This is a genomic window from Bacillus sp. bc15 (assembly GCF_900142585.1).
In the GTDB taxonomy this organism is placed as follows: domain Bacteria; phylum Bacillota; class Bacilli; order Bacillales; family Bacillaceae_G; genus Bacillus_A; species Bacillus_A cereus.
Genome location: NZ_FRBJ01000001.1, coordinates 140,522 through 160,075 on the forward strand (window position 1 = coordinate 140,522; position 19,554 = coordinate 160,075).

The window sequence follows — 19,554 nt, forward strand, 5'->3', positions numbered from 1 at the left end:
TACATGATTTTAAAAATTAGATAGGTGGTAGAAATACATTGGCAACTACAAAACCATACAGAGTATTACTATATTACATGTACACAACAATTGAAAACCCAGAAGAATTTGCTGCAGAGCATTTAGCATTTTGTAATTCACTTGAATTAAAAGGAAGAATTCTTGTAGCAAAAGAAGGTATTAACGGAACTTGTTCTGGAACTGTAGAGCAAACAGAGAAATACATGGAAGCAATGAATAATGATCCACGTTTTGATGGTATCGTATTTAAAATAGATGAAGAAGAAGGGCATGCATTCAAGAAAATGCACGTACGTCCTCGTCCAGAATTAGTTACACTTCGTCTAGAAGATGACATTAACCCACACGAAATAACTGGGAAGTATTTAGAGCCAAAAGATTTTTATGAGGCAATGAAACAAGAAGATACAGTTATCATTGATGCACGAAATGATTATGAGTTTGATTTAGGACACTTCAAAGGCGCGATTAAACCTGATATCGAATCATTCCGTGAATTACCAGATTGGATTAGAGAAAACAAAGAAACACTTGAAGGTAAAAAGATTTTAACATACTGTACAGGTGGAATTCGTTGTGAGAAATTCTCTGGTTGGTTAGTTCGTGAAGGTTATGAAGATGTAAGTCAGCTTCACGGCGGAATTGTAACGTACGGAAAAGATCCAGAAGTACAAGGTGAGCTTTGGGATGGGCAATGTTACGTGTTTGATGAACGTATCGCTGTTCCAGTAAACCAAAAAGAACATGTTATCGTTGGTAAAGATCACTTTACAGGTGAACCATGTGAGCGCTATGTAAACTGTTCAAATCCAGAATGTAATAAGAAAATTTTATGTTCTGAAGAAAACGAAGCGAAATATTTACGTGCATGTTCTCATGAATGTCGTGTAAGTCCACGTAACCGCTATGTAATACAACATGAATTAACTGAAGAACAAGTAGCTGCTGCATTAGAGAAAATCGAAGCAGGGAAGTAAGCTGAATTCGTATAATAAAAAGGTACTCCAAGTTTTATTTTGGAGTACCCTTTTTTTATTATCCAGTCCTGTCATTTGTCGTTTTTTGTCGGTAAGTCGATATATTTAAAAAATCGCTGATAAAAATTTCACTTACTGTAGCACACCAAGAATTTGAAAATAACCTTCTTTAGTTTTTATCCTCTTTTTCTTTTACAGCAGACAGTACCGTTTGTTTTACCCAAGCTTTTCTTTGTTTATGCTGTAGACCCCATTGGTATAAACTTTGGGCTCCTAAAATAAGTGAAATGACAATGCCGCTAATCGCAATTAATAGAGCGAAAAATTCAAGAGGTGACGATATTTTGTTTGAATCGGTGTTTCTTAAAAGGTCGATCATAGTAAACCCTAACATTTGGCCCACTACAGAGTAGAGCGTTAAAATTAATAATAAAAGGCTATCTTTTTTAGAGGCGACATTTTCTTGATATTTAAACAAACTATCAAGATTTTGTTTCGCATTCGAGTATAGAACCTCAATATTAAAAAGTTTTCTTAAGCGAAAGAAAATATCTTCACTTTGTGATTGGGATACTAATTCTAAAGAAAAATAATTAGCAGTGAACGAATTGATCGAATAAATTAATTTCTCTATTTCATTAGTATCTTGTTCAATGTTTAGCTCAGCATAGGCGTTTGCCATTTTTAATAAAACAATTTTATGAAATAGGTTTAATAATAAAGCGTAATAAAATTCTCCGAACATTTGACTAGCAAGTTTAGAGATTTCGCGTTCTCCATCATTTGTTACACATGTAAAAATATGTTCTTCCATTATGAAATAACGATTTGGAGCCCATCTCTGGTAAGCGTGTTTTTTTAAATAGTCATGAATGTAAGGAAGGTTATTTGCACTCACATAGGGCTTACCATCACTTGTTAATCCGGAAAGACTAGAAGTACGATAAACATCTACTTCATTAAGTTCCATACCTTCTTTTAGTGACAATAAAGTTTGAACGTACATTCTTTGGTCTTCAAAGAAAGGGAAGGTTTGAAAGTATGAACTTCTTAATCTCTTCTTTTCAAAGAAATCAGTTACACCATGAAATAAATAACCAAAAATGAATTTTTCAACTTGGGAATACTTCTTTCCGTTACATTCAATACAAATAGTCTCATTTGTATCATTTTTAGTTTCAAGTACACGGAAGCGAGCAGCGAATTCGATTGCTTCAGATAAAGTCATGTTTGGAGCAGTGTTTACTTCTGTTCGAATTGTTAAGAAGCCAAGTTCATAAGGACAAAGTGTTACATCAATAGAGTGTATCTTGAATGGAATTGAAATAAGGTTTGTTGTTAAATGTCCAGTTAAGTTAAGGTCCTTTGAATAACGTTGCAAGCCCTTTTGATGCTCTGAATGAGGAAAGAGAATTTTATTTGTAAATGAAAGATAGTATGCTTCCATATTTTGATGTGAAACTTTAAACTCCCCATAATATGTATTTTCATCATCGAGATGATCGAGCCGAAAAGGACGAAAATCGTTTTTTTGTAAGAAAGGGAACATATTTTGTTCATATCCAGCTTTAAACGAAAACGGGAATATAAATTGGAATATAGCTGTTGCTACACCTTTTTCCTCAATTGATTGTATTGCCTCCATCTACATTGTGTCCTTTCCATATATGCTATAGAAACAACATGCCCAAATTTATTTGAAAATAACCACTCTTTTATACTCAATTGAGAGTGAAAATTCAGCTTATTTAGCAGGGAACATGTATAATGTTATGTATACTAAAAGTTATAAAATTGTATTTTGAAAAGGGGGATGCTGTATGCGGATTTTAGTATTAGGCGCTGGTGGAGTCGGAGGATTTTTTGGTGGCAGATTAGTCGAGAAGGGAGAAGATGTCACGTTTCTTGTTCGTAGTAAACGGAAAAAACAATTAGAGGAAAGAGGACTTGTAATCCGAAGTGTTAACGGGGATTTTTCCTTCCGACCGAAATTAATAACGAAAGAAGAGCGAACTTCTCCATTTGATGTCATTTTATTTTCAACAAAAGCGTATCACTTAAACGAGGCAATTCAAGATTTGAAGCCGTTTGTTGGCGAAAATACTGTAATCATTCCATTGTTAAATGGTATCGCTCATTTATCGCTATTACAAAAAGAATTCGGCGAAGAAAAAGTAATTGGCGGTTTATGCTTTATCGAGACGACGTTAAACAATCAAGGAGAAATTGTACAAACTAGCGCTGCCAACAGACTTGTGTTTGGAGAAATTAAGTCTCAAAATTCAGAGAGAGTAAAGCATATTTCTAAAGCATTTTCAGGTACGAAATCTAGTTTTGTTTTAAGTGAAAATATTACGCAAGATATGTGGCATAAATATTTATTTATTACTGTAATGTCAGGTGTGACAACGTTAATGCGTGCACCAATTGGACCAATCCGTGAAAGTGAAGGCGGCCGTGATTTTATCCGTAATGTGTTTGAGGAATCTGTACAAATCATGAGAGTATTAGGAGCTCCAGTAAAGGCTAATATTGCCCAGGAACATATGAAAACGATTGATAAAATTTCGTATGATATGAAGTCATCAATGCAACGTGATATGGAAAAGGGTTCGTTTATTGAAGGGAAGCACTTGCAAGGATATTTACTGGATGTAGCAGAGAAATTTTCTATAGCGGCACCATTATTAGAATCTATATATCAAAATTTAAAGGTGTATGAAGAGATGACCTTTAACAAATCTGTAATAGAATTAGATGTATGAAAAAATAAAAAAGATAGCAATATATAAGTGTATTGCTATCTTTTTTATTTTTTTGTATGACAAATTATTTATTTCTTTTCGTTCTATCTGTCAAATTTATTTCCTGTTCACGTTTACCATATAACTGATTAATTTCATTTGCTACTGCATCTAAATATGAATCGGAAAAAATAGGCTTCTTTTCTTTAGACATATGGGTCTCCTTTGCGGATTTTTAATATTCATTATGTATATTTCTCAGCGGATTATGCGCAATCATTTTAATTTTTTTCTTATTAAAAATTTTTGTTTACTTTTTGAAAATAAAGGAGTATTATAATCCACAGTTTCAATTTTCTAAATCGCTGAAACCGCATGGTACGGGGGACCCGTTTTTACGGATTAGTACATAATCCGATGGGGTGAATCCTTGAAAAAGGTAGGGCTACTCATAGGCCCGAATCCGACAGCTAACCTCGTAAGCGTTATATTGAGAAGGAAGGTGGAGCTTGTGCGACAAAAAAAATAATGTCTACAAGTCTATTTCGCTATGGCTTGTAGACATTTTTTGTTTTCTGAAGAAATAGTTTACTGGCTGTAACAAGCAGAAAAGTTCGTACAAAATTATTGGAGAGTGGACAGCATTGGTTTCATCTATTAAAAGATTTTTAATTGGAAGACCGTTAAAATCAACAGAGCTTGGAGAACAAAAGCTTAATAAAACGAAAGCTTTAGCTATTTTATCTTCTGACGCATTGTCATCAGTTGCTTACGGTCCAGAACAAATTTTAATTGCTTTAGCAGGTGTGGGAGCGATCGCTTATTGGTATTCCATTCCGATCGCTGTTGGGGTATTAGTATTATTGACAGCCCTTATTTTATCTTATCGTCAAATTATTTTTGCTTATCCGCATGGCGGGGGAGCGTATGTTGTATCAAAAGAAAATTTAGGGATGAATCCAGGCTTAATTGCTGGAGGATCTTTATTAGTCGACTATATTTTAACTGTTGCGGTAAGTGTATCTGCAGGTACAGATGCGCTAACATCTGCTTTTCCTAGTTTACATGCACATAATGTAATCATTGCGATTATATTTGTTATATTTATTACCATCTTAAATTTAAGAGGAGTAACGGAATCAGCTTCTGTTTTAGCATATCCTGTTTATTTATTTGTTTTAGCCCTATTTATATTAATTGGTGTAGGCATATATAATATTTTGACTGGTCACGTTTCACCAACTTTACACACGCCGATCGGAACGCCGGTTGCGGGTATTAGTTTGTTTTTACTGTTAAGAGCATTTGCATCAGGTAGTTCTGCTTTAACAGGTGTTGAAGCAATTTCAAACGCAATTCCGAACTTTAAAGATCCTGCGCCAAACAATGCTGCAAAAACATTGCTTGCAATGGGTGCATTACTTGCTGTGTTATTTTCAGGAATTGTATTTTTAGCTTATTATTACGGAGTGACGCCGAGTAAAGAAGTAACAGTTGTTTCTCAAATTGCTGAACAAACATTTGGACGTAATTTCATGTACTATTTCATACAAGGTACAACAGCTTTAATATTAATTCTCGCAGCTAATACAGGCTATTCTGCATTTCCTTTATTAGCGGTTAACCTCGCAAAAGATAAATTTATACCGAGAATGTTTACGATTAGAGGAGACCGTCTAGGTTACTCAAACGGTATTATAATACTTGGAGTTGCTTCGATTATTTTAATTGTAGCTTTCCAAGGACAAACAGAACATTTAATTCCGTTATATGCAGTAGGGGTATTTATTCCATTTACACTTTCTCAAACAGGGATGGTATTAAAGTGGCTTCGCGAAAAACCTGAAGGATGGGTTTTAAAATTAACGGTTAATTTAATTGGTGCAGTTATTAGTTTTATCGTAATGAGCATGTTCTTTTTAACTAAATTTGCACAAGTTTGGTCGATTCTTATTTTCTTACCTGCTATTATCTTCTTGTTTCATCGAATTAAGAAGCATTATGATGCAGTGGGTGATCAATTAAGTTTAAAAACTTGTGAACCTCTTATTCCAATTGAGGGGAATGTAATTGTCGTTCCTGTAGCAGGTATGACGCATGTAGTAGAAAATTCATTGAACTATGCGAAATCTCTTTCGGCAGATCAAGTTATCGCTGTATATGTTGCTTTTGACAGAGAAGAGGAAAAGAAATTTGAAGAGAAATGGAAGGTGTGGCAACCTGAAGTAAGGCTTGTTACATTACATTCTCATTATAGAAGTATTATTCAGCCGCTAACGAAGTTCATTGATACAGTGCAATATAAGGCAAGTGAATCGAATTACCGCGTTACGGTCGTTATACCACAGTTCATTCCGAAAAAAGGTTGGCATAACATTCTTCATAATCAATCCAGTTTACTCATACGTGCGTATTTACTTTATAAAAGAAATGTTGTTATTACGACAGTTCCATATCATTTGAAAAAATAAGAAGATTTTTGAAGGATAGCTTCGTGAAAATGAAGCTATCCTTTTTGTGTATATGCTATGCATAATTGCATATGGATTTAAAAATTATATTAATATAATTTTATCGGTTATTTGCAAGTAGTGTTTTCTGTTGTGATATATAGATATTTCAATCGATAAAGTGAATCGGATTATATTTTGAAATAAGGACATGAAAGCTTGAAAATAAAGGGAATGAAAATACTTCTTTACGTTATATAAACAGCTGTGTTTAAATGACCTTACAGTACAAAACATATATGAAAACAAAACGAAATTTCATATTTACGCATGTTGTTTAGTTTAAAATGAATAATATTTTTAAGTAATATATTCACTATGTGAATGTGAGAATTTCGATGAAATAGAAAATTTATACAATGTTATTCATACTAAACACATATGAAAAATAATAAAATGTTTTGTGACGATAAGTAAGTACTGTAGCAATACGAGAGAGGTGGTTCATACATGGATCACGGTGAGAACGTTCTCTATTTTAATCATCTCAAATTATGGGCAAGAAAATAGAATAATAAAATGCGATAGTAATAGTTGCTAATACATAGGAGGAGTTAAAGTGAAAAAGACTTTAATTACAGGGTTATTGGTTACAGCAGTATCTACGAGTTGCTTCATTCCTGTAAGCGCTTACGCTAAGGAGGGGCAAACAGAAGTGAAAACAGTATATGCGCAAAATGTAATTGCTCCAAATACATTATCCAATTCAATTAGAATGTTAGGATCACAATCACCGCTTATTCAAGCATACGGATTAATTATCTTGCAACAGCCAGACATTAAGGTAAATGCGATGAGTAGCTTAACGAATCATCAAAAGTTTGCAAAGGCGAATGTAAGAGAATGGATTGATGAATATAATCCGAAGCTAATTGACTTAAATCAAGAAATGATGAGATACAGCACTAGATTTAATAGCTATTATAGTAAGCTCTATGAACTAGCAGGAAACGTAAATGAAGATCAGCAAGCAAAAGCAGATTTTATGAGTGCATATGGAAAATTACAATTGCAAGTACAAAGCATCCAAGAGAGTATGGAGCAAGATTTATTAGAGTTAAATAGATTTAAAACAGTATTAGACAAAGATAGTAACAACTTATCAATTAAAGCCGATGAAGCAATAAAAACACTGCAAGGATCAAGTGGAGATATTGTGAAATTAAGAGAAGATATTAAAAGAATTCAAGGGGAAATTCAAGCTGAACTAACTACTATTTTGAATAGACCTCAAGAAATCATTAAAGGTTCTATTAATATCGGTAAACAAGTATTTACAATCACAAATCAAACTGCACAAACGAAAACAATCGATTTTGTTTCTATCGGTACTTTAAGTAATGAAATTGTAAATGCTGCAGATAGTCAAACGAGAGAAGCAGCTCTTCGCATTCAACAAAAGCAAAAAGAGTTATTACCACTTATTCAAAAGTTATCACAAACTGAAGCAGAGGCGACTCAAATTACATTCGTTGAAGATCAAGTAAATAGCTTTACAGAATTAATTGATCGTCAAATTACAACTTTAGAAACGTTATTAACGGATTGGAAAGTTTTAAATAATAATATGATTCAAATTCAAACAAATGTTGAAGAAGGCACGTATACAGACAGTAGTTTACTTCAAAAACATTTCAATCAAATTAAAAAAGTAAGTGATGAAATGAATAAGCAAACAAATCAATTTGAAGATTACGTTACAAACGTTGAAGTACATTAAACAGAAAAATAATTAGCGATATAGGGAGAGAAGAAAAATGACAAAAAAACCTTATAAAGTAATGGCTCTATCAGCACTTATGGCAGTATTTGCAGCAGGAAATATTATGCCGGCTCATACGTATGCAGCTGAAAGTACAGTGAAACAAGCTCCAGTTCATGCGGTAGCAAAAGCTTATAATGACTATGAAGAATACTCATTAGGACCAGAAGGCTTGAAAGATGCAATGGAAAGAACAGGTTCAAATGCTTTAGTAATGGATCTGTACGCTTTAACAATTATTAAACAAGGTAATGTTAACTTTGGAAATGTATCGTCTGTTGATGCGGCTTTAAAAGGGAAAGTAATTCAGCACCAAGATACAGCTAGAGGAAATGCGAAGCAATGGTTAGATGTGTTAAAACCACAGCTTATTTCAACAAATCAAAATATCATTAACTACAATACGAAATTCCAAAACTATTATGATACTTTAGTTGCTGCAGTTGATGCAAAAGATAAAGCGACTCTTACGAAAGGCTTAACTAGATTATCAAGTAGTATTAATGAAAATAAAGCACAAGTGGATCAGTTAGTAGAAGACTTGAAGAAATTCCGAAATAAAATGACTTCGGATACGCAAAACTTCAAGGGTGATGCAAATCAAATTACATCTATATTAGCTAGTCAAGATGCAGGGATTCCGCTTCTGCAAAATCAAATTACAACGTACAATGAAGCAATTAGTAAATATAATGCAATTATTATCGGTTCATCTGTTGCGACAGCTCTAGGACCAATTGCAATTATCGGTGGTGCAGTAGTTATTGCTACGGGCGCAGGAACACCGCTAGGAGTAGCATTAATTGCAGGTGGTGCAGCAGCTGTAGGCGGTGGTACAGCTGGAATCGTATTAGCGAAGAAAGAGCTTGATAATGCACAAGCAGAAATTCAAAAGATAACAGGACAAGTTACAACTGCGCAATTAGAAGTAGCAGGATTAACGAACATTAAAACACAAACAGAGTATTTAACAAATACAATTGATACTGCAATTACAGCGTTACAAAATATTTCAAACCAATGGTACACAATGGGATCAAAATACAATTCTTTACTTCAAAATGTAGATTCTATTAGTCCAAATGACCTAGTTTTCATTAAAGAAGATTTAAACATTGCGAAAGATAGCTGGAAAAACATTAAAGACTATGCAGAAAAGATTTATGCTGAAGATATTAAAGTAGTAGATACGAAAAAAGCATAATCGAATACGAATCGTTAGAGCGTTAAGTGTTGATGAATGATTTGAAGCTCCTGTTCAGTTGTGAGCAGGAGCTTTTGATATCCTTATAAAGAGAATAGGTGAAAAATATGCAGAAACGATTTTATAAAAAATGTCTTTTAGCGGTAATGATTGCTGGGGTGGCAACGAGTAACGCATTTCCTTTACATCCTTTTGCAGCAGAACAAAATGTAAAGGTGCTACAAGAAAATGTGAAAAACTATTCTCTTGGACCAGCTGGATTCCAAGATGTAATGGCACAAACGACATCAAGTATATTTGCAATGGATTCATATGCAAAATTAATTCAAAATCAACAAGAGACGGATTTAAGTAAAATAAGTTCGATTAATAGTGAATTTAAAGGGAATATGATTCAGCATCAAAGAGATGCAAAAATTAATGCAGCATATTGGTTAAATAATATGAAGCCTCAAATTATGAAAACGGATCAAAATATTATAAATTACAATAATACTTTTCAATCGTATTATAATGACATGTTAATAGCGATTGATCAAAAGGATAGCGGAAAATTAAAAGCGGATTTAGAAAAGTTGTATGCGGATATTGTAAAGAATCAAAATGAGGTAGATGGATTGTTAGGAAATTTGAAAAGTTTTCGCGATAGAATGGCGAAAGATACAAATAGTTTCAAAGAGGATACAAATCAGTTAACAGCGATATTGGCAAGTACGAATGCTGGTATTCCAGCTCTAGAGCAACAAATAAATACATATAACGATTCGATTAAAAAGAGTAATGATATGGTCATTGCTGGTGGCGTACTTTGCGTAGCTCTAATAACATGTCTTGCTGGTGGGCCGATGATTGCGGTTGCGAAAAAAGATATCGCAAATGCAGAAAGAGAAATCGCCAATTTAAAAGATAGAATTTCAGGAGCACAAGCAGAAGTCGTAATTTTGACTGATGTAAAAAATAAAACAACAAACATGACAGAAACAATTGATGCAGCAATTACAGCACTACAAAACATATCAAATCAATGGTATACAGTAGGTGCAAAATATAATAATTTACTACAAAACGTAAAAGGAATTACTCCAGAAGAGTTTACGTTTATAAAAGAAGATTTACATACAGCGAAAGATAGCTGGAAAGATGTAAAGGATTATACAGAAAAATTACATGAAGGTGTGGCGAAGTAAACAGTGGACTAGTTCTGCTGTTTATTTTTTTATCCTGTTTTTTTGAGAAATAAATTTTTAAAGAATCATTATAGACTTTTACTTTATTAGTATTAAGTGAAACTTATTCACTTAATTTCCTATCAGAAATTATAAAGTGAAAACAGAACATGAAATACGCAAAAAATATCACAGGGCAGATCCTCAAAATATTTCAAAATCCACCCTGTGATCATATACTCATTTACAAGTGAAAATAATTAATACCCTAAAATATCTACTTCAGCTGCTGAAGCAAATCCATTCTGTCCTTTCGTTACTTCCACTTTTACATACTTTGCAGTAACTGGGGTAAATGTTGCCGTTTTCTTATCACTATTATTTTCCCATGTTCCTGATGATATTTTGTCATACGTAATGCCATCTACACTCGTATAAATATTGTAAGTTAAAATACGGCCATTTTCTGACCAATCTTGCCTTGGAAGATATGCCAATTGTGAAATGGTACGTGTATCACCAAGTTCTAGTGTCAAATTGTAAGGATATTGATTTGGTGTCCAAGTACTATGCCAAAATGTATCTGTTTTTCCATCTATCGCCTTACTAGCTGAGCCCGTTGATTCCTCACTATTTGCACTTGCCTTCATTATTTTTTTTGACAATACAGCAAGTGGTTTAACAGGTTTAGCATCCGTCGCTTCCCATATAGGTGCAATTAATGTTGGGTTGTTTAAAGCTTCTACTTTTTGTCTCGTTTCTTGTGTTGCTTTCAATCCCCATTTATCAAAGAATGGCAGTACATTTTGTTTTGCTATTTTCGATGTATTGTAAATAAATGCCTGTATTTTATCCTCGTCTGTTTTGGGAAGTTGATCCTCTGGTATCTCACGATATAATTTGTGGAGATTTGGATAAAAATCATCCCCATATGCCAAATGAAGTTGCCAAAGCATAACAAGTTTTACAAACAGGTCGTCAATATTTTTATATTCCTTATTTGTTTGTTTTAAATATGCAAAAGCTCTATTATAATCTCCCTCTGTATCTAAACGTGTTGGTATATTTGGGTATATTTTCTTGAATGCAGCTAAAGAATATAGATTATTAGTTACTTCACCCATACCTCTTAAATCATTCCACGTCCATGGATATTGTTGTCGTGCATGTCCCGCTTCATGCATTTGTCCCCACCCAAACTCATTGACATTTAAAGTACTTTTGATAGCTTCACCAGCAGTCGTAAACACGGCTCCATCCCAACTTGCATACATACCCCAACTTTGTGCGTTAGGATTTTCTACAAAGGCCCAAATACGACGAGTTGAACGATGTAAAGGATTAGGATCTGTTTCAGATAGCCCTGCTAACTTGTCTTGCGCTCGAATCATTTCATCATATTTATTTAATAGGGGCACAGGATCTTGATTTACAATATATTTATTGGCACTATCACGAGTTACAGTTAGCACCGCTCGTTCTGATTTCAATTGTACTGCATGTGCATTTGGATAGTTGTTCATCATGGCAATCCAGTCTGCTTTTGTGTGTTTCCCTAATACAAAGAAAGGAATAGGGCTACCGCCTTGCGTTACTTGCACCTTAACTGTTCCTGTGCTTTGAAAATTATCTAACCCTAATACGCCGCCGTTTGGTGAAGAGATGGTATTAGAGCCAGGTGAAAGATCAATTTCTTTTCCCCATTCTTTATCATATTGATGTGTCCCAATAATGGCTCTAATCTTTTGCGTTCCTGATACTGTAATTGTAACCTGTTCATTAGGTTTCACATATATGCCTGTTGGCATATAATTTTTTTGCTCACTTCTTTTTTCTCTTTTTGCTTCATCCCAAAAACTTCCTGTACCTGGAAGGTCAAACTCCCTTTGTTCAAATTGAGTTGCAGTTTGTGCAGTTTCAGCATGTACATCTAAATTGTTTGACATAATAGGTGTAAATAACGTGGTTGCTAAAATAGCAGATGTTGCAAACACCTTTATAGTTTTTTGTAATCTACAATTCTTTCTTCTGTTCATATAGATCAGTCCCTTCGTTAAAATTCATTATTACTTACATACGAAATATTAGTTTTTTCACTAATGCCGAAAGTGGATTTTTTAAATTCACACTTATAAAAAAATGTTGATGATATTTTTAGATGAGTAAAAAAAAGCATAGTAACACTTCAAGTTCCCTTCCTGATTAATTTAGAAACACATTCCCTTCATTGATTTCTTAAATCACTCCTCTAAATAAACAATTAAGATAAATGTCCTATCTCAAAGATCCTTTCCTAATTTTGGGATTACGAATTAAGTATAGTTCAAAAATAAAGTTATACAATTGAGAAAAATTAAAATGTTAAAAAAATACATTCTCGTAAGATTTTTAACATTTACTAAAAAATATTTGTTATAGAGAGGAGATTCACATACCCATCAAGCTAAACTTTTGAAATATCTCCAAAACGAAAATTCTATCTCTTCATAATTATTCATACAATCCGATTCAGTTTTCCTTTCTATGGGGGCAATTTAACTCTTAACTTGATGGGCATGTGGCGTTACCTCTAGGAGATAGCTTCATCTAGATAGGATAATGTAAACATGAAAAAATAGGTAAAGTGGAAACACGTTTGTTTATTTGCAAAATGAATAAAAAGAAAAACCCCTTGCAGATAAATGTAAGGGGGTATTTTGGAGTAGTAATTTCGTATCCATGTGTGCGTAAAAATTTTTCCGTTATCGCTCCCTTTGATAGAATCCATTTTCATATAGGTTTTTTACTGAATTTTTTTAAAATTAAATTTTACGTCTTGATAATTCATTCAAAATGATTTAATCTTATATCAAATGATATGTTTATCTATCAAAAATATTTTTGTAAAGATAAAGGAGTGATTGAGAATGTTAAACGCCCCATTGATGGTAAGTCTTTAGGTACAGCAGCATTGAAAAGATTGGGAAGAACTGAGTGAGCTTTCACAATAAAGAACTCTATAACTTTATGTAGTGTTTGATACCCTTCGATTAGATTTTTTGAAAAACAAATCAATATTAATTGAATCAAAGTTTAGAAATTAAATATATGAGTAGTAGAAAAAATCCATTAGTTGTTATCATGTCCTGATAAAAAAATGTAAAAAATAGAAAATGGAAATTCTGAGAAAACCTGTTCAGAAAGTATGGTATGAAAGTAAGTTAGTGAGGGGAATTCAAAACCAATTTAATAAAAGCGAGGTAAATAATATGACTTTTGAAGAAAAATTACAAGCATATGCAGAACTTACGGTGAAAATCGGTGTCAATATTCAACCAGGGCAATACTTATTAGTCAATACATCAGTGGATGCATTGGATTTCGCCCGTATAGTTGTGAAAGAGGCTTATAAGGCTGGGGCAGGGCGTGTTCATGTTAATTTTTCGGATGAAGAAATGGAACGTGCTTACTTTGATTATGCCTCAGATGAAGAATTTAATCGCTTCCCAGAGTGGATAGTCAAAATGAATGATGAGCTGATCGAACGTAAAGGAGCACTATTAATGATAGATGCTACAGATCCTGATAAATTTACAGGTATTTCATCTGATCGTCTAGCTACCTATCAAAAGGTAGCAGGAGCTGCTCTGAGAAACAATCGCAACGCCGTAATGAAGGATTCAATAGCTTGGTCGATGGTAGCAGTTCCTTCACCAAAGTGGGCATCGAAGGTGTTCCCGGATTTAGCAGCAGAGGATCAAGTACCAGCATTATGGGAGGCTATTTTTAAAGCTGTTCGTATTGGTGAAGGCAGTACTATTGAAAAATGGCGTGAACATGTAACAAATTTAGAATCTCGTGCGGTCCTACTGAACAATAAAAAATATATGAAGCTTCACTATACAGCGCCAGGTACTGATTTAACAATTGCATTAGCACCACAGCATAAATGGGTTACTGGAGGTGGTAAAACTCCTGATGATACTATCTTTATGGCTAATATGCCGACAGAAGAGGTTTATACGTTACCGATGAAACAAGGTGTAAATGGCTATGTAAGCAATACAAAACCATTAGTTTATCAAGGGAATATTATCGATGGCTTTAAACTGACATTTGAAGAAGGAAAAATTGTTAAAGCTGAAGCACAGGTAGGACATGATTTATTACAAGAGCTTATTAATGTGGATGAAGGCTCTTGCTATTTAGGTGAAGTAGCACTTGTACCACATGAATCACCAATTTCAGCATCGGGAATTTTATATTTTAATACATTGTTTGATGAAAATGCATCGAACCATTTAGCGATTGGTAAAGCTTATCCAACTTGCTTAGAGGGTGGAAGAGATCTAGAAAACGATCAGCTTGAAACGTTAGGGGCAAATATTTCAGTAACACATGAGGACTTTATGATTGGCAGCAGTGAGATGGACATCGACGGTATTCTACCAGATGGAACTGTAGAACCAATTTTCCGTAAAGGTAGCTGGGCATTTTAAGTTTTTAATTTGAATAAAGGAGTAGAGTGGATGAAACGATTAGCATAATCGGTGCAACTATATAGGTGTTTCACCTGCTTTTGCTTAGGCTGAAAACAACCTCTTTAATTAGAAGTAAAATGCATGCAAAGGAGATAGGCCAATGAATTTCTGGGAAGTTGTTTTGATAGTAGTGAATTTTAGTCTATTGAGTTGGATACTGTTAATAGGCAGAGAAACGAAAAAGTGGTCTAAATTAGCTACTTTGATTGCCGTTGTAATGGTTACAGTTCAGTTATTGGCAGAAGGTTTTAGGTGGCAGATGATTCCGGCATATGTATCCCCAGTTATCTTAATTTTATGCTATTTATTAACTGGGCAGAAAAAGGGCTTTAGAAGTTCGGGTATATTCATAGTTAAGACTTCGTTACTATGTATCTATTTGTTTGTAGCAGTTGCGCTACCCTTACTTATGCCAGTATTTTCATTTGAAGAACCAACTGGTCCACATAGGATCGGTACGAAGCTATATCATTGGGTTGATCATCAGAGAAATGAACCATATTCGAAAAATCCAAATAATCGGCGCGAACTGATGGTGCAAATTTGGTATCCTGCAGTTGAAAAAAGCAAGGGGGATCCAGAACCTTATATTCGTAACATAAATGAGCTTTCCAAGGGATTGGAAAAAACATTGTCTATTCCTGCATTTGCATTCAGCCACATGGAATTGGTAAAGTCTCATTCGTTTATGGATTTACAACTCTCAGACTCAGAGAATCACTATCCCATATTACTCTTCTCTCATGGTTTTAATGGTTTTCGTAATCAAAACACGTTTCAAGTTGAGGAGTTGGCTAGTCAAGGATATATTGTTCTAAGTATCGATCATACCTTTGATGCTGCAGCTACCGTCTTTCCAGGTGGTCGAACTGCTTACGTACAGCCCATCAATTTAACTGATGAAGGAGATAGCCACATAAAATTATGGGAGGAAGATGTCAGCTTTGTCCTTAATCAGATAGAGAAACTTAACGAAAACGATGAGACCGGTTTCTTTACAGGAAGACTGGATACCTCGCGAATTGGAATGTTTGGCCACTCTTACGGTGGAGCTACCGCAGCACAAATACTTGCAAAAGATTCTCGTGTCAAAGCAGCTATCAATATGGATGGTACATTGTATGGTGAAACCTTGCCTGAAAGTGGCATTGGAAAACCATTTCTGCTCATGAATGCAGAAGAGCCTGATGAAGCAGATCCCTTTGAAGTGAGGGAGCGATACGGACGCGGGTTAGCTGGCGGTGGTATGTCAATGGTCATTCCTCATACGGATCATACAAGCTTTACCGATTTACATTTGTTCTCACCTCTGTTGCAGAGCCCAGGTGAAAATCCAAAGGAAGTTCATCGTATTATTAACGAATTCAGCCTGGCATTTTTTGACCAGTATGTAAAACAGAAGGATGACGGCTCAACCCTTAAAAGGCTGATAACCCAATACCCGGAAGTGAATTTTAAAATAAACCGATAACTTTATGCAGAAAGTAACTCGTACCATTTCCTTTGGCTTTTGTATTTATTACATTAAAGAATTTAATTTCTTCATCGTTATCTAAATAATGAAATGCTAAAAATGAAACATTCAAAGTACTATCAGTTTCAGTAATATAATTCTTTTTGAAAAGCTACATTCAGCAGCTGGACACTTTATTTTAAATTGTTTATTATAATATCAAATGATATATTTATCTATCAAAAATGACGACTTTATACAGAAAAAGGAGAGATTGACGATGAAGAAAGACTTGTCAGCGTTGAAGGAAGCGAGATTTAATGCAATTCTTGATTCGGCTACTATATTGCTTGTTGAAAATCCTACTGCTTCGATGAATGAAATTGCGGAATATGCGGGAATTGGAATTGCTACACTCCATCGCTACGTCGAAAGCAGGGAGAAATTGATGCTGTTCTTGGGCCATCGGGCTATCCAACTGGTAAGTGATACTGTAAACCAGATTCCACTGGATGAGGAAAGAAGTGAAAACTATATCCCGGAACTCATTGAAGCGTTAATCCCTTTAGGTGACAAAATCTATTTTCTAGGTCATGATGCATCTGTATTTAACAACAAAGAATTAGGTGAAGCAGAAGAGAAGCTGAGGGAACCCTTACGACGCGTTATTGAACTGTTACAACAAAGAGGTTACTTTCAGCAAACGGTTAGTAGCGAATGGATTTTAAATACGCTTTATGCTCTGCTTTTCCATACCTGGGAACAGGTACATGAAGGAAATGTGGCTAAAAAATCTGCCGCAGAGCTTGTTTTAAATACATTTTATTATGGTTTCAAAGCTAAGGATGAGTTGAGAGGAGAGTGAACTGATTTAAATCTATGATAATTAATATCAATAATATAGAAAGTGAAAAGGAGCAATAGAAAATGAATCAAATCTCTATTGTAAAGGCTGTTCATCAGTCCATGGTCGGCGCCCAGCTAAATGTAATGGCATTGGAATACATGGCGTTTCCGCTTGCAGGATCTGAGGAGAAGAACACAGTCGAAGGGATATTTTGTAGGCTATGGCGGCAGGGGAACAACCGTTTTAGTCATCAATACGCCTATGAAGCTCAAATGGACGGGAAAACTTTAGGGATGATTACTTGCTATCCCATACCCGTCTTAAATCGTCTTGCCTGGCCCACTTTTAAACAACTGCTTTCGTTCCGAAAGCTGGGGTTTGTTGTTTATAACATTCTGAATATCAAAATGCTTTATTCCATGTTTACCTTGAAGGAGGGAGAAGATGACGAGTTTCACATCGGAACAATTGCCTTACTGCCCGAAAGTCGAGGACTAGGGATAGGTACCAGACTACTTGAGTTTGCCGAGGAACAAGCTTCGCTGCAAGGCTTTTCCAAATGCTCTCTGACAGTAAAGAAAGAGAACCAACTTGCAATTAAATTGTATCAGAGGATAGGCTACCAGATTACAGGTGAAATCAATAAACCAAAGTTATCGTTGTACAGAATGGTCAAAAACGTAGAACCTTACAACCGTTTATAAAAAAGTTGTACAGTATTAGGGTAACGCCACATGCCCATAAACTTAAGGATTCAAAATTACCCCAAATCGAAAAAATGGACTTTTTGCACAAGTTAACACAAGATTTTTAGCTTGATAGTGATGGGGCCTCTATATAAAAAAACACAGTTTACACTCAAACTGTGTTTTTCGACGTACAATGATTTATCAACATCTCTTTATTCTTTAAAATCTGCAACAGAACCAGGATTCCCCCTCAAAGTATAAATTCGAAGGGGAACCGTTTTTTTATTTACTTATATACGTACAGCTGTACCACTGACAGCAACCATTAACATTCCATCACGAACAACTTCGTAATCTACGTCAATACCAACGATAGCGTTCGCACCTTTTTCTTTTGCAAGTTCTTTCATTTCGCCCATTGCAATATCACGAGCGTCTTTTAGCTTACTTTCATAAGCACCAACACGGCCACCGACAACATCACGAACGGAAGCGAATACATCGCGGACAATATTTGCACCCATAATAGCTTCACCATTTACAATATCAATATACTCAATAATCTCTTTACCTTGAATTCCAGAAGTTGTTGTTACAATCATGACTGACACTCTCCTAATATATTATAATTTTTGATTAGCTTTCTTATGCCATAGAAAAAGTATTTTTGGCACTAGAAACAAGTCTAGTTTCTTACAGAATGAAACCAAGGCAATTGTTTAACATGTGTATCGCTATAACATATGCAATGGATCTTTTAGAAATAAGATAAGCCGCAGTAAGTATCAACGATCCAGGTAAATAAATAGCAATATCCGAAAGTTGGTTCGTATGAAGAAGTGTAAAAATCATAATCGAAATGATAGATGCAATAGCAGTACCAATATGGTAAGAAAAACGATTTATTAATATGTGGCGAAACACAATTTCTTCAAGTATTGGACCCAGAATACCAAATACAAGCAATGTAAATACAAGAGGTACCTCTGCACCAGTTTCAAGGAGCTGCTCTTGGTTCTCTGGTTGACCAGTTGCTAGAAAATACATAACACACTGTTCCACAATTAACGTAAATAAAACTACCATAGGAATACTTACTATTTTCAAAATTGTCTTCTCTTTAAAATAAGTAAAACTTTCAATAATTTCTTTCCTAAAGCAAATGATTCCTACAATAGCAGGTACAGTAAAACCGATGGCACTAAGAACAAATTCTGATTCAACTAAATTGACATTAGCTAAAAGTGATATGCCAAATAGTATGTACAAGCCAATTTGAAATGGTACAAACAGTGTAAAGATTATTAGCATAATGATTTCTTTTTTATTCATTTTTATAAAGTTCACTGTATTGCCCCCATAATTAAATTACCTATAATTTTTGATTTTTCTTTCTGCATAACGCTCTCCTTCTAAATATATTTATATAAGATTCTAAACCGGACGGTTCGGTCTGAATCGAAATCTAATGATACTACAAGTTTCTAGTTTTTTAAACCCTTTTTATAAAGTATTAACAAAATCAAAATGGAAAAAAGCAAATATATTTATATTTCAGTTGCTTTGTTACAATTTAATTCCAGTAATCATTAATGGTTAATCTTTTATAGAATGAAGTGAAAGTGGGGGTAGTTCAAACAATTTAGCTAAACATATTAATA

The 19,554-nt window shown here is 34.4% G+C and carries 15 protein-coding genes and 1 riboswitch; of the genes, 10 read left to right on the forward strand and 5 right to left on the reverse strand.

The features are described 5' to 3' along the window. Positions 1–38: 38 nt before the first annotated feature. Positions 39–998, forward strand: coding sequence for an oxygen-dependent tRNA uridine(34) hydroxylase TrhO (locus tag BUA87_RS00745; protein ID WP_000246224.1), 960 nt, complete (start codon positions 39–41; stop codon positions 996–998). 169 nt (positions 999–1,167) lie between these two features. Here the strand turns inward: BUA87_RS00745 and BUA87_RS00750 are convergent, their stop codons facing one another. Continuing rightward, the gene (locus tag BUA87_RS00750) at positions 1,168–2,643 is read right to left on the reverse strand and encodes a hypothetical protein (protein WP_000387439.1); all 1,476 of its coding nucleotides are present in this window, start codon (positions 2,641–2,643) and stop codon (positions 1,168–1,170) included. 175 nt (positions 2,644–2,818) lie between these two features. Between BUA87_RS00750 and panE the strand changes: the two genes are divergently transcribed. Next, complete coding sequence (gene panE / locus BUA87_RS00755; RefSeq protein ID WP_001221913.1) at positions 2,819–3,763, forward strand: 2-dehydropantoate 2-reductase; 945 nt, start codon at positions 2,819–2,821, stop codon at positions 3,761–3,763. Between the two features lie 64 nt (positions 3,764–3,827). Here panE and BUA87_RS31560 read toward each other — a convergent pair whose 3' ends face one another. Next, positions 3,828–3,956 carry a hypothetical protein gene (locus tag BUA87_RS31560; RefSeq protein WP_000031873.1) on the reverse strand — a complete coding sequence of 43 codons (129 nt, stop codon included), beginning with the start codon at positions 3,954–3,956 and terminating at the stop codon, positions 3,828–3,830. 139 nt (positions 3,957–4,095) lie between these two features. Then, positions 4,096–4,242, forward strand: a riboswitch (cyclic di-AMP (ydaO/yuaA leader). A 144-nt stretch (positions 4,243–4,386) separates the two neighbouring features. On the opposite strand from BUA87_RS31560, the gene BUA87_RS00760 reads away from it, so the two are divergent. The 4 genes from BUA87_RS00760 to nheC all read left to right on the forward strand — a co-directional run bounded on the left by BUA87_RS00760 (position 4,387) and on the right by nheC (position 10,405). Next, complete coding sequence (locus BUA87_RS00760) at positions 4,387–6,213, forward strand: APC family permease (protein WP_000254901.1); 1,827 nt, start codon at positions 4,387–4,389, stop codon at positions 6,211–6,213. A 598-nt stretch (positions 6,214–6,811) separates the two neighbouring features. Further along, on the forward strand, positions 6,812–7,972 hold the full coding sequence (gene nheA / locus BUA87_RS00765) for a non-hemolytic enterotoxin NHE subunit A (RefSeq protein ID WP_000751828.1): 1,161 nt from the start codon (positions 6,812–6,814) through the stop codon (positions 7,970–7,972). A 37-nt stretch (positions 7,973–8,009) separates the two neighbouring features. After that, entirely contained in the window at positions 8,010–9,218 is a 1,209-nt protein-coding gene (gene nheB / locus BUA87_RS00770) for a non-hemolytic enterotoxin NHE subunit B (protein ID WP_000162968.1), read from the forward strand. Positions 9,219–9,325: 107 nt separating this feature from the next. Beyond that, a complete protein-coding gene (gene nheC / locus BUA87_RS00775) occupies positions 9,326–10,405 on the forward strand; it encodes a non-hemolytic enterotoxin NHE subunit C (RefSeq protein WP_061660345.1) in 1,080 nt (359 codons plus the stop codon). A 239-nt stretch (positions 10,406–10,644) separates the two neighbouring features. Here nheC and BUA87_RS00780 read toward each other — a convergent pair whose 3' ends face one another. Further along, complete coding sequence (locus BUA87_RS00780) at positions 10,645–12,420, reverse strand: M60 family metallopeptidase (RefSeq protein WP_001081793.1); 1,776 nt, start codon at positions 12,418–12,420, stop codon at positions 10,645–10,647. 1,212 nt (positions 12,421–13,632) lie between these two features. Here BUA87_RS00780 and BUA87_RS00785 point away from each other — a divergent pair. The 4 genes from BUA87_RS00785 (at position 13,633) to BUA87_RS00800 (ending at position 17,908) form a co-directional block, all read left to right on the forward strand. Beyond that, positions 13,633–14,862: an aminopeptidase gene (locus BUA87_RS00785; RefSeq protein ID WP_071714438.1), complete on the forward strand. Its 1,230-nt coding sequence runs from the start codon at positions 13,633–13,635 to the stop codon at positions 14,860–14,862. A gap of 142 nt (positions 14,863–15,004) precedes the next feature. Beyond that, positions 15,005–16,375, forward strand: a complete 1,371-nt coding sequence (locus tag BUA87_RS00790; protein WP_072938198.1) for an alpha/beta hydrolase family protein — start codon at positions 15,005–15,007, stop codon at positions 16,373–16,375. 262 nt (positions 16,376–16,637) lie between these two features. Beyond that, positions 16,638–17,222: a TetR/AcrR family transcriptional regulator gene (locus BUA87_RS00795; RefSeq protein WP_000710980.1), complete on the forward strand. Its 585-nt coding sequence runs from the start codon at positions 16,638–16,640 to the stop codon at positions 17,220–17,222. Positions 17,223–17,284: 62 nt separating this feature from the next. Next, entirely contained in the window at positions 17,285–17,908 is a 624-nt protein-coding gene (locus BUA87_RS00800; RefSeq protein WP_001071936.1) for a GNAT family N-acetyltransferase, read from the forward strand. Positions 17,909–18,183: 275 nt separating this feature from the next. Here BUA87_RS00800 and BUA87_RS00810 read toward each other — a convergent pair whose 3' ends face one another. Beyond that, positions 18,184–18,495: a heavy metal-binding domain-containing protein gene (locus tag BUA87_RS00810; RefSeq protein WP_000637518.1), complete on the reverse strand. Its 312-nt coding sequence runs from the start codon at positions 18,493–18,495 to the stop codon at positions 18,184–18,186. A gap of 91 nt (positions 18,496–18,586) precedes the next feature. Continuing rightward, a complete protein-coding gene (locus BUA87_RS00815; protein ID WP_001009301.1) occupies positions 18,587–19,240 on the reverse strand; it encodes a CPBP family intramembrane glutamic endopeptidase in 654 nt (217 codons plus the stop codon). Positions 19,241–19,554: the final 314 nt, after the last annotated feature.